This is a genomic window from Pseudomonas sp. TE50-2 (genome assembly GCF_040813665.1).
Taxonomy (GTDB): Bacteria; Pseudomonadota; Gammaproteobacteria; order Pseudomonadales; family Pseudomonadaceae; genus Aquipseudomonas; species Aquipseudomonas soli.
This window is the reverse complement of sequence record NZ_JBFNXN010000001.1, coordinates 953,411-966,917: the sequence shown is the minus strand read 5'-3', so window position 1 is coordinate 966,917 and position 13,507 is coordinate 953,411. Positions and strand designations below refer to the sequence as shown.

8 protein-coding genes are annotated in these 13,507 nt (G+C 67.8%); all 8 read right to left on the bottom strand.

The genetic code is table 11. The annotated features are described in order from the left end of the window. Window positions 1–60: 60 nt before the first annotated feature. The gene (locus AAHK21_RS04370; protein WP_110698622.1) at window positions 61–1,137 is read right to left on the bottom strand and encodes an autotransporter outer membrane beta-barrel domain-containing protein; all 1,077 of its coding nucleotides are present in this window, start codon (window positions 1,135–1,137) and stop codon (window positions 61–63) included. Between the two features lie 320 nt (window positions 1,138–1,457). Beyond that, entirely contained in the window at window positions 1,458–2,252 is a 795-nt protein-coding gene (locus tag AAHK21_RS04365) for an endonuclease/exonuclease/phosphatase family protein (RefSeq protein WP_367856544.1), read from the bottom strand. Between the two features lie 256 nt (window positions 2,253–2,508). Continuing rightward, window positions 2,509–4,662, bottom strand: coding sequence for a glycogen debranching protein GlgX (gene glgX, locus AAHK21_RS04360; protein ID WP_367856543.1), 2,154 nt, complete (start codon window positions 4,660–4,662; stop codon window positions 2,509–2,511). A gap of 123 nt (window positions 4,663–4,785) precedes the next feature. Beyond that, the gene (locus tag AAHK21_RS04355) at window positions 4,786–5,055 is read right to left on the bottom strand and encodes a DUF2934 domain-containing protein (RefSeq protein WP_038705784.1); all 270 of its coding nucleotides are present in this window, start codon (window positions 5,053–5,055) and stop codon (window positions 4,786–4,788) included. Between the two features lie 17 nt (window positions 5,056–5,072). Next, window positions 5,073–7,847 (bottom strand): malto-oligosyltrehalose synthase, encoded by a 2,775-nt coding sequence (locus tag AAHK21_RS04350; protein ID WP_367856542.1) that lies wholly within the window; start codon window positions 7,845–7,847, stop codon window positions 5,073–5,075. Then, a complete protein-coding gene (gene malQ / locus AAHK21_RS04345) occupies window positions 7,844–9,913 on the bottom strand; it encodes a 4-alpha-glucanotransferase (protein WP_367856541.1) in 2,070 nt (689 codons plus the stop codon). The genes AAHK21_RS04350 and malQ overlap by 4 nt, the downstream gene beginning before the upstream one ends. Beyond that, window positions 9,910–11,652 carry a malto-oligosyltrehalose trehalohydrolase gene (treZ, locus tag AAHK21_RS04340; protein WP_367856540.1) on the bottom strand — a complete coding sequence of 581 codons (1,743 nt, stop codon included), beginning with the start codon at window positions 11,650–11,652 and terminating at the stop codon, window positions 9,910–9,912. Before treZ ends, malQ begins: the two co-directional genes overlap by 4 nt. A gap of 14 nt (window positions 11,653–11,666) precedes the next feature. Beyond that, window positions 11,667–13,226, bottom strand: coding sequence for a glycogen synthase GlgA (gene glgA / locus AAHK21_RS04335; RefSeq protein ID WP_367856539.1), 1,560 nt, complete (start codon window positions 13,224–13,226; stop codon window positions 11,667–11,669). Window positions 13,227–13,507 lie beyond the last annotated feature (281 nt).

Here is a 13,507-nt window from a genome sequence, read left to right as displayed (position 1 = left end):
GGCTGCCACAGAATGCTATCCCTGTGGGAGCCGGCTTGCCGGCGATGAGGCCGAGCCTGCCTACCAGCGCATCCGCACGCCAAGGCTGCCGATCAGCCCATTGAGGTCATTGTCATCCACATCGGAGCTGTAGTCGGCGCTGACGAACAGCGCCACGTTCGGCGTCACCCGGGCCACCAGACCCAACCCCAGTTCCACCGTGGCGGCGCTGCGCGAGCTGGAGATCTTGTCCACCTGGTCCAGCTTCACCGGGTCGGCGTTGCTGAAGTCGTACCAGACGTTGGTGCGCACATAGGGTTCGATGGGCATGCCACGCACCTCGTAGCGCGCCGACAGCTTGGCACCGACCCGGCCGCTCCAGCTGGGTTGGCTGTCAAAGGCCTGCAAGGTCTCTTCCTGCACCTGGCTGCCGGGGAAGAACTGCTGGTTGATCAACTGCGCCTGCGGCTCGATCACCCAGCCGGCGCCCAGGCCGATGGGGTAGCCGCCCTCCACCGAGAAGGTCATCGCGTGGCCGCTGTCGTCGAGGCGCTGGCCGGCCTGGGAGCGGCCATTGACGTCGATGCGCGTGCCCATGGCCACGGCGTCCACATGCCAGCCCTGCTCGTGGGTCATGCTCCAGTACACGCCGAGGCTTTCGCCACTGAGGTTGACCGCGTTGCGCTGCTTGTCGCCAAGCAGCGGGCGCATGCCGTTGAAGGTGCTCTGCAGGTTGTTGTGGCCGACGAAGATGCCCGCGCGGTGCACATTGCCCGCGTTGGTTTCACGCACGAACAGGTCCGGGCCGATCACCATCTGCTGGCTGGGTGCCTCCACCTGTGCCGGTGGCTGGGCGCCCTGGCGCGGCGTGCCGGGGAAGAACTGCGCCCACTGGCTGGCGATGTGTTCGTTGTCGAGTTGGCCGTGGCGCTCGCCCATGCGTTCGGAAAAGGCGTTGAGCATGCCCTGGCTCAGGCCGCTGGCGCTGACCGGATCGAGCGATAGTCGCGGCACCTCGGGCTGCGCCAGGAAGGGGGCGAAGGGCTCGCCCTCCTGCAGTTCGAACGCGAAGGTTTCCACCGGGGTTGCCAGGAGCAGCGACGTGGAAACCGCACAGAAAAAAGCGTCGAAGCGCGAGGGATTCGAGGTGCTTTTCATGGCGGATCTCCTGTTGTTGTGTGAAGTAAACAGCCCGATACCTGGCCTGATGTCACGAGCTGTACGACAAGAACAGGGGCGACCCAAACCAGCGCGCCAGCTTCTTGGAACGCGCACGAGGGCGCGAGCTAGAGGCCCGGCACGAGATTTTCCATCTGGTGATTACTGTTCAGCTAAGGAGAGGACGGCGCTTGCGTCAAGAAAGCGTGAAATGATCGCGAAATGCCTGTTTGACTATTTAACCTCTTGAATAATGACAAGTTTCAAGCCGGTATATCGACAATGGTGATTTCCCGCCGCGTGGCTATGCCGAATCGTTGCTACAACCGCACTTCCACCGCCAGCGGCAGGTGATCGGACAGGTGGGTCCAGGGCTTGTTGCCGAGGATTCTCGGCGCGTGGCTGTCGGCATTGCGCAGGTACACGCGGTCCAGGCGCAGCAGGGGCAGGCGGGCGGGGTAGGTGCGGGCGAGCAGGCCATGATGGCGCTCGAACGCCTCGTGCAGGTCGCGGTGCAGGCGCAGGGTGCGGTTGCCGCGCAGCTGCCAGTCGTTGAAGTCGCCGGCGATGATCACCGGAGCGTCGGCGGGCAGGGCGTCGAGCAGTTGGCGCAGCAGGTGCAGTTGCTTCTGCCGGTGCCGTTCGAGCAACGACAGGTGCACGCAGATCGCATGCACCTGGCGCTGGCCGGGTACGTCCAGCACGCAGTGCAACAGGCCGCGGCGCTCGGGGCCGGTGATCGACACGTCGAGGTTGCGGTGCTCGATGATCGGGTACTTGGACAGCAGCGCGTTGCCGTGGTGGCCGTCGGGGTAGACCGCGTTGCGGCCGTAGGCGAAGTCGCTCCACATGCTGTCGGCGAGGAATTCGTACTGCGAGGTCTGGGGCCAGCCGGGGTAGCGCGCGGCGTGGCGGTCGTGGCTGCCGAGCACCTCCTGGAGGAACACGATGTCAGCCCCGGTGCTGCGCACCGCCTCGCGCAGCTCCGGCAGGATGAAGCGCCGGTTGAAGGCGGTGAAGCCCTTGTGGGTGTTGACCGTCAGCACCTTGACCCGGTGCACGGCCGGGGCCTGGCTGACGCTGGCGAAACCTGGACTGCCGGCTTCGAGGTTCACGGTCACTCCTGTTCTATGGGGGCCGCTTTGCGGCCCATCGCCGGCAAGCCGGCTCCCACCCCGACCGCGCCGCCCTCAAGCCAAGTGCCATCCCTGTGGGAGCTGGCTTGCCAGCGATGAGGCCATTACAAGTTACACAAGCCAGTTGCTGCTCGGCGCTGGGCTTGTGGGAGCCGGCTTGTCGTGGCGACGAACCGCAACATCCCCTGGTTCAACTGGCTCGACACAGTCTAGGACAGGACTTCCTGTTTCGGGTTCAGTCCTCTTCTCGCTGCAACACCATCAGCAGCAACGACCGCCCCTTGACCTCGAACACCGTGTCGAACGCCAGGTGCTGCGCCTTGCGCAGCTCGGGCCGGTCGGTGTCGACCAGGCAGCTCCAGTAGTCGCCCTCCGGCACCGCCGGCAGGGTGAACGGCACCACGTCGTGGTAGGCGTTGACGATCAACAGCATGGTCGCCTCGGCGCCGGGCCGGGCGATGCCGCTGACCTGGGCGCGGCCATCCATCAGCATGCCCAGGCAACGCCCGTGCGGGTCTTCCCACTGCTCGACGGCCATCTCGCTGGCGTCCGGGGCCAGCCAGGTGACGTCCTTGACGCCGATCGCCTCGTTGTAGTCGCCGACCAGGAAGCGCGAGCGCCGCAGGATCGGATAGGCCAGGCGCAGCCGGGTCAGGCGCTTGACGAAGGCCATCAGCGCCTGGCCGTCTTCGTCCAGGTCCCAGTTCACCCAGCCGATCTCGCTGTCCTGGCAGTAGGCGTTGTTGTTGCCGTGCTGGGTGCGGCTGAACTCGTCGCCGGCAACGATCATCGGCGTGCCCTGGGCCAGCAGCAGGGTGGCGAAGTAGTTGCGCATCTGGCGCATGCGCAGGGCGTTGATCGCCGGGTCGTCGGTGGGGCCTTCGACGCCGCAGTTCCATGACAGGTTGTTGTCGGTGCCGTCCTGGTTGTTCTCGTCGTTGTCCTCGTTGTGCTTGTCGTTGTACGACACCAGGTCGCGCAAGGTGAAACCGTCGTGGGCGGTGACGAAGTTGACCGAGGCGTAGGGGCGCCGGCCGCGGTTGTTGAACAGATCGCCCGAGGCGGTGATACGCGCGGCAAAGTCGGCGAGCATGCCTTCGTCGCCTTTCCAGAAGCTGCGCACGGTGTCGCGGAAGCGGTCGTTCCATTCCGCCCAGCCCGGGGCGAAGTTGCCCACCTGGTAGCCGCCCGGGCCGCAGTCCCAGGGTTCGGCGATCAGCTTGGTCTGGCTGAGCATCGGGTCCTGGCGACAGGCGACGAGGAAGCCGTGGCGCTCGCTATAGCCGTCGTGATAGCGGCCGAGGATGGTCGCCAGGTCGAAGCGAAAACCATCCACGTGCATCTCGCCGGCCCAGTAGCGCAGCGAATCGGTGACCAGTTGCAGGACCCGTGGATGGCTCATGTCGAGGGTATTGCCGGTGCCGGAATCGTTGATGTAGAAGCGCCGGTCGTCGGGTATCAGGCGGTAGTACGAGGCGTTGTCGATACCGCGCATCGACAGGGTTGGGCCGCGTTCGTTGCCTTCGGCGGTGTGGTTGTAGACCACGTCGAGGATCACCTCCAGGCCTGCGTCGTGCAGGTGGGCGACCATCTCCTTGAACTCGGCGATCTTGCCGCTGGCCAGGTAGCGCGGGTGGGGGGCGAAGAAGGCGATGCTGTTGTAGCCCCAGTAGTTGTTCAGGCCCTTGTCGAGCAGGTGCTGGTCGTTGACGAAGGCGTGGATCGGCAGCAGCTCGATGCTCGACACGCCCAGCTCCTTGATATGGCCCAGCAGCTCGTCGTTGGCCAGGCCCGCGAAAGTGCCGCGCAGGTGCTCGGGCACCGCCGGGTGGCGCATGCTGATGCCGCGGGTGTGGGCCTCGTAGATGATGGTGCGTTCCCACGGGATCGACACGCGCTGGTCGCGGCCCCAGGTGAAGGCCGGGTCGATGACCTTGCACTTGGGCACGAACGCCGCGCTGTCGCGCTCGTCGAACGACAGGTCGCTGTCGGGGTGGCCGATGGTGTAGCCGAACAGCGCCTCGGACCATTTCAGCGTGCCCACCAATTGCTTGGCATAGGGGTCGATCAGCAGCTTGTTGGGGTTGAAGCGGTGGCCGTTCTCCGGTTCGTAGGGGCCGTGCACCCGGTAGCCGTAGACCAGGCCCGGGTGGGCGTCGGGCAGGTAGCCGTGGTAGATCTCATCGGTGTACTCGGGCAGCTCGATGCGCTCAATTTCGTTTTCGCCCGTGGCGTCGAACAGGCACAGCTCGACCTTGGTGGCGTTGGCCGAGAACAGGGCGAAGTTGACCCCAAGGCCGTCCCAGGTGGCGCCGAGGGGGAAGGGCAGGCCTTCGCGGATGCGCGACGGGGCGACGGAGCGGGTTTTCTTCGGGGTGCGGGGGCTCATGGCGGTCCTCATGGTCCGGGGGGAGGGGCCATCGCGAGGCAAGCTCGCTCACACACACAAGCACTCAGTGACTGAGGCGTGGGAGCAGGCTTGCCCCGCGATGAGGGCGGTGCTGCAAAAGGCTCAACCAGCGGCAGGTTTCTTCGCCGCTCGCGGTTTTTTAGCCGCCGCAGCCGGCTTCACGCCCGGCAACGCCGCCACCTTGGGGTCTGCCGGTGGCTTGGGCTTGGCCGCTGCCTTCTTGCGTGGCGGCGCCTTGGGGGCCAGCGCCTCGGCTTCGGCCAGCTTGCGCGCCTTGTCCCAATGTTCCTCCTCGCGCCCCTCGGGCTTACCCTCCGACTCCCAGATCTGATAGGCGAACTCGCGAATACGTTTTTCATCGACACTCATCACGACGCTCCTGAATACAGTTAGGCATGATCAATCAACACATTGACCGGAAACTCTGCCAGCACGGTGCTCAACATCAGCTCCCTTGAAGGGGTGACAGCACCGCCGCCGAAAAGTCCCGAACAGTTGGCAGGCGACAAGGCAAACGGCAGTACAAGCCGGGTATCGTCCCAGTTCTGAGCCGGGATCAACGGGGTGGTGGCCGCGCCCAACAGGGCGCTGGCCAGCCGTGGCACGACAATGATGGCGCGCTCGCCCTGGCCGAGGCGGGCAAAGGCCAGCACCTGGTCGGCGTGGCGGCCCTGCACGCTCAGTGGCAGGTAGGCGCCGCGCTGGAACAGCTCGGGATGGGCCTGACGGGCGTCCAGCACGCGGGCCACCAGGGCCTGCTTGATGCGGCCATCGCGCCAGTGGGCGAGCAGTTCGGCCAGGGGCGTGCCGTCGTCGAGGCTGGCGCGCCTGGCCGGGTAGTCCACCGGGCGGCGGTTGTCCGGGTCGACCAGCGAGAGGTCCCAGTATTCGTTGCCCTGGTACAGGTCCGGCACGCCGGGGGTGGTCATGCGCAGCAGGCACTGTACCAGGCCGTTCAAGGAGCCAGGGCAGGCCAGGCGCTGCGCGGCCTCATGCAGGGACTGGCGCAGCTGCTGGTTTTCCTCGTCCAGCAGCAGGCCGTCGACATAGGCCGCGCAAGCCGCCTCGTAGCGTTCGTTGGGCGCCGCCCAGCTACTGCGCAGCTTGGCTTCGCGCAGCGCCTTGCATTGCCATTGGCGAAGGCGTGCGGCGTAGCGCTTCAGGGCTTGCGGGGCATGCAGGTCGAGGTCCAGCGGCCAACTGCCGAGCAGCGTCTGCAACAGCAGCAGCTCGTCGCCGGGGCTTGGCGCCTGCCCATCGTCCAGTGCTTCGCGCAACGGCGCGGCCAGCTCGCGCCAGTGCTCGACACGGCTGGCCAGCCAGGGCGCGCGTTCGCTGAGCACGGCCAGCCGCGCGCGGCAGTCTTCGCCGCGCTTGTGGTCGTGGGTGGCGGTGGCCAGCAGGTTGTCGGGAAAGTCGCGCAGGCGGCGCTGGGCTTCGTTGTGGAACCAGGCCGCATCGGCGCTGAAACGCTCGGCATCGAAGCCCACGTCGTTACGCGACAGCAGCCGGGCGGATCGATAGAAGGCGGTGTCCTCCACGGCCTTGGCGGCGCTGGGGGCGGTCAGTTGCTGGAAACGCACGCAGGCGTGGCGCAGGTGCTTGCGCGGGCGGCCTGGCGGCAGGTGCCGCCAGGGTTGGCCGCCAAGCCAGCGTTCGAGCTGATCGAGCAGCGGCCAGTCGGCTTCTCCCAGCGACTGGCGCGCGCCGGTGAGCGCCTGCTGGAAGAACGCCTCGTCCTCGGCGGGCCGGCCGCAGGCGTTGATGTAGGTGCGGTACACCGGGTAGTGCTCGACCAGCGCCTGCAGCGCCCGGCGAATGGCGCCGAGGGTGAGGTCGCGGGTCATCAGGTCGTCGCGGGCCACCTGGAGCAGGGCCTGGGCCACCGACTCGCAGTCGCCGGCCAGGCTGGCGTTGAGCACCAGGTGCCGGGCGATGCGCACCTCCTCGGGGAACTCGGGACGCTCGCTGGTGCTGCGCCATAGTTCGTCCAGGGTGGGCTCGCCCACAGGGTCGTGCTGCAGCAGCGACACCTGGTTCATGAACTCGTAGCCGGTGGTGCCGTCGGTGAGCCAGTCGCGGTGCAGGTGTTCGCCGGTGCCGAGGATCTTTTCCACGTAGATCGGGAAGTGTGCCAGCGCGGCATCGACGGGGCGTCGCGCCAGCAGCGAATCGACCCGGCGGCGCAGGTTGCGGCAGTAGCGGCGCGGATCGGCGAGGCCATCGATATGGTCGATGCGCAGGCCATCGACCAGGCCGCGCTCGATCAGCTCGAACAGCTTGGCGTGGGTGGCCTCGAACACCACGGCACGCTCCACGCGCAGGCCGCCGAGTTCGTTGATGTCGAAGAAGCGCCGCCAGTTGATGTCGTCGGCGGCGGTGCGCCAGCTGGCCAGACGATAGGTCTGGCGCTCGAGCAGCAGGTGCAGGCGCTTGAAGCCTGCTTCGTCGCGGCTGTCGAAGGCGGCGAGGGCCGCTTGCGGATCCGCGCCGGCGGCGGCCAGGCGCGCCAGTTCGCGGTGTAGCGGCTGGGCCTCGGCCAGCGGCTCGGCCGCCTCGCCAAGGGCGCTGAAATGCGCGGCCAGCGCTTGCAGGCGCGGGTCCTCGGCCTGGCCGAGGATGCGTGGATAGTCCAGTGGGCAGATCGGGAAACGGTGCTCATGGTGGGCGACTTCGAAGCGCCCGTGTTGTGCGTCGAAGGTCAGCGGGATCTCGCCGTTGTGCAGGGCGGCGCCATAGTCGCTGCCGAGGAACGGCAGCAACAGCTGGCCGGCCAGCAACGGGTCGCTGGAATGCCACTGGATATCGAAGAATTCCGCGTAGGGGCTACGCCGGCCCCAGGCCAGCAGGCTCTGCCACCAGGGGTTGTCGGCGCCGCCCACGGCCATGTGGTTGGACACGGTGTCGACGATCAGCCCCATGCCATGCTGGCGCAGGGCGGCCACCAGGCGTTCGAGCGCCGCCTCGCCGCCGAGTTCGGGATTGACCCGGGTCGGATCGACCACGTCATAGCCATGGCGTGAGCCTGCGCGGGCGGTGAGGATCGGCGAGGCGTACAGGTGGCTGATACCCAGCCGGGCGAAATAGGGCACCAGCGGTACCGCATGGTCGAGGGTGAAGTCGCTGTGCAGTTGCAGGCGCAGGGTCGCGGTCAAGGGTTTCATCGGTCACGCTCCCAGGCTTGTTCGCGGGCCTGGGCCAGCAGTTCCAGGCGCCGGGCGGCGTCCTCGTCGTCCAGCAGTTCGCGTACCGGCGCCTTGAAGCGGCGACGCCAGTTGGGATGGCCGGTGGTGGTGCCGGGCAGGTTGGGTTGCTCGTCGCTGCCCAGCAGGTCTTCCAGCGGCACCAGCACCAGCGGTGCGCGGGTATGGCCGACGTAGCGGATCGCCGCGTCGATCAGCGCGGAATCGTCGCGCAGCGGCCCGTAGTTCTGCTCCAGGGTGCGGCGCAGGCCGTCGCGCTCCAGGGCCCGGGTATGGCGCCAGTGCAGTTCGGTGGCGGCGTCGATCAATTGCAGGCGATGGCTCCAGTCGATGTCCCGGCTGGTCAGCCAGCCGGCGAGCGGAGCCAGGTCATGGGTGCCGGTGGTGGCCAGGGCGTTGTCCGGCCAGTCGAGGATCGGCGTGAACCGGCCCGGCGGCTGCTGCTCGAACGGCAGCACGCGCATGCCCAGCACGGCCTTGTCGGCCAGGCGTTCGCGCAGGCCCTCGGGCACGGTGCCCAGGTCCTCGCCGAGGATGATCGCCTGGTGTCGCACCGACTCCAGTGCCAGCAGGCGCAGCAGGTCGTCCAGCGGATACTCCAGGTAGGCCCCTTCGCTGGGCTTGGCGCCACGGGGGATCAGCCACAGGCGGCGCAGGCCCATCACATGGTCGATGCGCAGGCCGCCGGCATGGGCCAGGTTGGCCCGCAGCATTTCGATGAAGGCGCGGTAGCCGTTGCGCCGCAGGCCTTCGGGGGAGAATGCGCAGATGCCCCAGTCTTGCCCGGCGCGGTTGAGGATATCGGGCGGGGCGCCGACGTTGAGTTCGGCCAGCAGTTCGTCCTGGCGGCTCCAGGCCTGGCTGCCGGCTCCGTCGGCGCCCACTGCCAGGTCGGCGATCAGGCCCACGGCCATGCCGTTGCCGCGCGCCGCATCCTGGGCCCGTTGCAGGCTGCGCTCGGCCAGCCACTGGCAGAAGGCATGGAACTCGACCCGCGCCGGATAGGCATTGGCGAAGGCCTCGACCTCGGGGTCGTAGGGGTCGTGCCAGGCCTTGGGCCAGTTGCGCCAGTCCGCGCCCAGGCCGCTGCTCACCGCCTCGGCCTGCAGCACTTCGAAGCGGCAGTGGTGTTCCAGTTGCTCGCCGGCGCTGGCGCGGAAACTGTCGAAGTCTGCGCGCAAGGGGTGCTCGCCCTGGCTGAAGTGCCGGTAGAGCGCTTCGAGCAGGCGCAGCCGGGCCTCGGCGGCCCTGGGCCAGTCCACCAGCGTTTGCTGCTCCAGCGCTTCGAGGGTGGCCTGCAGTTCACAGGCCTCGGCGGCCATGCGCACTTCGCGTTCGCCGAAGACCACGCCGGGGCTGGCATAGAGCACATTCAGCAGCAGGCGGCTGGACGGCGAATAGGGGCTGTAGTGGTGCTGGTCGAAGGCCGACAGGGTGTGGATCGGGCTGATCGCCAGGGCATCGGCGCCGCGCTCGGCGGCGTGGCGCGCCAGTTGTTCCAGCGCCAGGCAGTCGCCAAAGCCGCCATCGCCGGGGCGCCGCAGGCTGTACAGCTGCACGGCAAGGCCCCAGCAACGGGGTGGGGGTTGCTCCACGCAGTCTTGCAGGGCATGGCAACGCGCCGGTGCCACGGCCACGGTGCAGGTCCGGCCATCGATATCCAGGCGGTGATAGCCCAGGGGCAAGCCGGCCGGCAGGCGTGCCTGGGCGTCCAGGGTCAGGCTGCGCTGGCTGCCGTCTTCCAGGGTGCAGCGCACCTGGCTGGCGGCGCTGAAGTAACGCTGCAGGTCGAGGGGCTGGTCGATGTCGACGGTCAGCAGCGGTGGCAGGTGCTCGCTGTCTTCGGCCTGCTCCACGGCGCGCAGGCTGGCGTCGATCTCGGCAGCGTTGCCGGCCGGGTGGCCAAGGCCGGCGAGCACCTGGCGCAGCACGTCATCGCTGACCTGCTGCGGGCGGTTGTTGGCGTCGATCCAGTCGCGGGCCAGGCCCACCCGGGTGGTCAGGCGGTGAAGGGGCTCTGCGCTCATGGCGTCTCCTGGTCGGGGGGCAGCAGGCTCACCACGCAGCTGTGCGCGGCGAGCGTCGAGTCGGGGTGGGCGTTGTCGCTGCTGTCGAACAGGCGGCGGGGCAGGGCCGGCAAGGTGACCGGCTGGGGCTGGGCATCGAGGTTCAGGTCGATGCGCAGCTGCTGGCCGTCGCCCAGGCGCCAGCAGGCGGTCAGCGCCTTGGCGCCGAGTACCTCGCAGCCCTCGGCGCGGGTGCCGGGCAGGTGCGGGATTACATGGCGCCTGCGCAGTTCGAGCAACTGCTGGTACAGGCCGTGCCAGCCGGCCAGCACCTCCTGTTGCCGCGGTCGTGAGGTCTCGAAGGTGGCCTCGGCGTTGGGGTCGGGTATCTGCTCGCGCTTCTGCGGGTCGGCGAAGGCTTCGAAATGAGCGAACTCACCACGCCGGCCTTCCCGCACGGCATCGGCCAGCGCGTCGTGGAAGTCGGTGAAGAACAGGAACGGCTTGCGGCTGCCGTCGTCGTCGCCCATGAACAGCAGCGGGATCATCGGTGCCAGCAGCAGCAGGGTGGTGGCGGCCTTCAGCGCCTGCGGCGGACAGAGCCGGGAAAGCCGTTCGCCCAGGGCGCGATTGCCGACCTGGTCGTGGTTTTGCAGGAACAGCACGAACGCGCTGGGCGGCAGGTGCCCGCTGGGTTCGCCGCGCGGCCTGCCGTGGCGGTCGGGCTGGCCCTGGAACACGAAGCCCTCGGCCAGGCAGCGCGCCAACTGCTCGATCGGCCGGTCCTTGTAATCGGCGTAGTAGCCTTCGGTTTCGCCGGTCAGCAGTACGTGCAGGGCGTTGTGGCCGTCGTCGTTCCACTGCGCATCGAAGCCTTGCTCGAGCAGCGTCGCCTGGTTGTGCTCGTTCTCCAGTACCAGCCAGACCTGCCGCCCGGGCTCGACCGTGGCGCGTACCCGCTGGGCCAGTTCGACGAGAAAGTCCGGCTGGTCGATGGCGTGCACCGCGTCCAGGCGCAGGCCGTCGCAACGGTAGTCGCACAGCCACATCAGGGCGTTCTGGATGAAGAACTCGCGCACCTCGGCGCGGCGGAAGTCGATGGCCGCGCCCCACGGTGTCTGGCGGTCTTCGCGGAAGAACGGGCTGGCGTAGCGGTGCAGGTAATTGCCGTCCGGGCCGAAGTGGTTGTAGACCACGTCCACCAGCACCATCAAGCGCTGGCCATGGGCGGCGTCGACCAGCGCGCACAGGTCCTGCGGGCGGCCATAGCTGTGCTGCGGGGCGAACGGCAGCACGCCGTCGTAGCCCCAGTTGCGTGCGCCAGGGAACTGCCCCAGCGGCATCAGCTCGATGGCGCTGACCCCCAGTTCGGCCAGGCGCGGCAGCACCTTGGCCACGCCGGCGTAGCCGTCGAGCAGGCCGACGTGCAGCTCCTGGATCACCGCCTCGTGCCAGGGCCGCCCCTGCCAGGGATGGCGCCACGGGTAGCCGCCCAGGTCGACCAGTTCGCTGGGGCCCTGCACGCCCTCGGGCTGGCAGCGCGAGGCCGGGTCGGCCACCCGCAGTTCATTGTCGATCACGAACTGGTAGCGCTCGCCCGCCTGGCAGGGGGCGACGCCGGTGTACCAGCCATCGTCGTCGGGCAGCAGTGCCACGGGCGGCTGCTGGCCGATCGCCACGCTCACGCTGCGCGCATCCGGCGCCCACAGGGCGAAGCGCGCCGACGTGGCGTCCAGCAACTGTGCGCCATGCTTGTGCATCGTCGGCTCTCCGCTCAGTAATGGGCGTGCTGCGTCTGCTTCACCAGGTCTTCGTACAGGCGCGCATAGGGTTCCACCGCCTGGCACCAGTTGAACGGCTGTGTCATCGACAGGCAGCGCATGGCATTGAGCAGGTGCTTCTTGCCGTACACATAGAAGGCGCGGCCCAGGGCTTCGCGGTAGCTGTCCACGCTGGAGTCGTCGAACAGGAAACCGGTCACGCCGTTCTCGATGGTGTCGGCCAGCCCGCCGGTGTTGCGCGCCACCGGCAGCGAGCCGAAGCGCTGGGCGTACATCTGGCTCAGGCCGCAGGGCTCGTAGCGCGACGGCATCAGCAGGAAGTCGCTGCCGGCGAACATGCGCCGGGCGTCGGTTTCGTTGAAGCCGATGCGCACGCCGATGCGGCCCGGGTGACGCAGGGCCAGTTCGCGCATGGCCTGTTCTTCCTCAGGTTCGCCACGGCCGATGATGGCGATCTGTCCGCCTTGTTCGACGATGTAGTCGGCAACGCCCAGGGTCAGGTCCAAGCCTTTCTGGAAGACCAGCCGCGAAACCACGGCGAACAGCGGCCCCTCGCTCGCTTCCAGGCCGAACAGCGCGCGCACCTGCTCGGCGTTGCGAGCCTTGCCGTCCCAGTCGTTGATGCTGAAGTTGTGGTCCAGGTGCTGGTCGGTGGCCGAGTCCCAGCTTTCGTCGATACCGTTGGGGATGCCGCCGAGCAGCCCTTGCTGGGCCTTGCTGGCGAGGAAACCGTCCAGGCCGCAGCCGAACTCGGGGGTGGTGATTTCCCGGGCGTAGGTGGCGCTGACCGTGGTGATGTGGCTGGCGTAGGCAAGCCCCGCCTTGAGGAACGACAGCTTGCCGTAGAACTCCATGCCTTCCTGCTGCATGGCGTGGTCGGGGATCGCCAGTTCCGGGCTGCAGCCACGGCTGTACACGCCCTGGTAGGCCAGGTTGTGGATGGTGAACAGGGTCGGGGTGCTCAGGCCGCGCCAGTGCATGTAGGCCGGGGCCAGCCCGGCCGGCCAGTCGTGGGCGTGCACCAGGTCGGGGCGCCAGTGGGCCATGCCTTCGCCAGCGGCAATCTCTGCGGCGGCCAGGCCCAGGCGGGCGAAACGGATGTGATTGTCGGGCCAGTCGCGACCATTGTTGGCGCCGTAGGGCGTGCCGTCGCGCTGGTACAGCTCGGGGCAGATCAGCACATAGATCACCAGGCCGTCGGCCAGATCCATGCGGCCGATCTTGCACGGCGGCAGCGCGGCGTGGCCGCCCAGTTCGCCGACGATGTGAATGGGGTTGTCGCTCTCGACCACCTGGCGGTAGCCGGGGATCAGCACGCGCACATCGTGCAGGTGCGCCAGGGCACGGGGCAGGGCAGCGGACACGTCGCCCAGGCCGCCGGTCTTGACCAGGTCGGCAATCTCCGAGGTGACGAACAGGATCTTGCGCTTGTTCGGGTTGTGCTGGCGCTGCGCGCCGGGTGCCTTGACTGTCGGGGCGAGGGACGCAGGCAGCGGCTCGCGGTTATCCGGGTTGAATGACTCTACGTGAGGTTCGACAGCGGCACTGATCATACTTCTCTCCGTCCCTTGTTCTGTTTGCTTGGCGTTGGCTCGTGGGTCTGCTCTCTGATCGTTGTTGCATCTTCGTAGTGCGTCCTTGCCCCAGATTCGTGCGCGCAGGCACGGCACGCTCGGCATTCCCGCCGAAAGACGTATGGACTGGTTGGGGTGTGCGGGCCTGGCGTGAGGAAGTCCTTTTGCGTCGGCCCTACTTAAGTCCTGACCTGCCCGTGTTTTGGAAAGTTCGACTTTTTTACGTCACTTTTTCCGAGCAAAACGCGGGCCGAATCTGG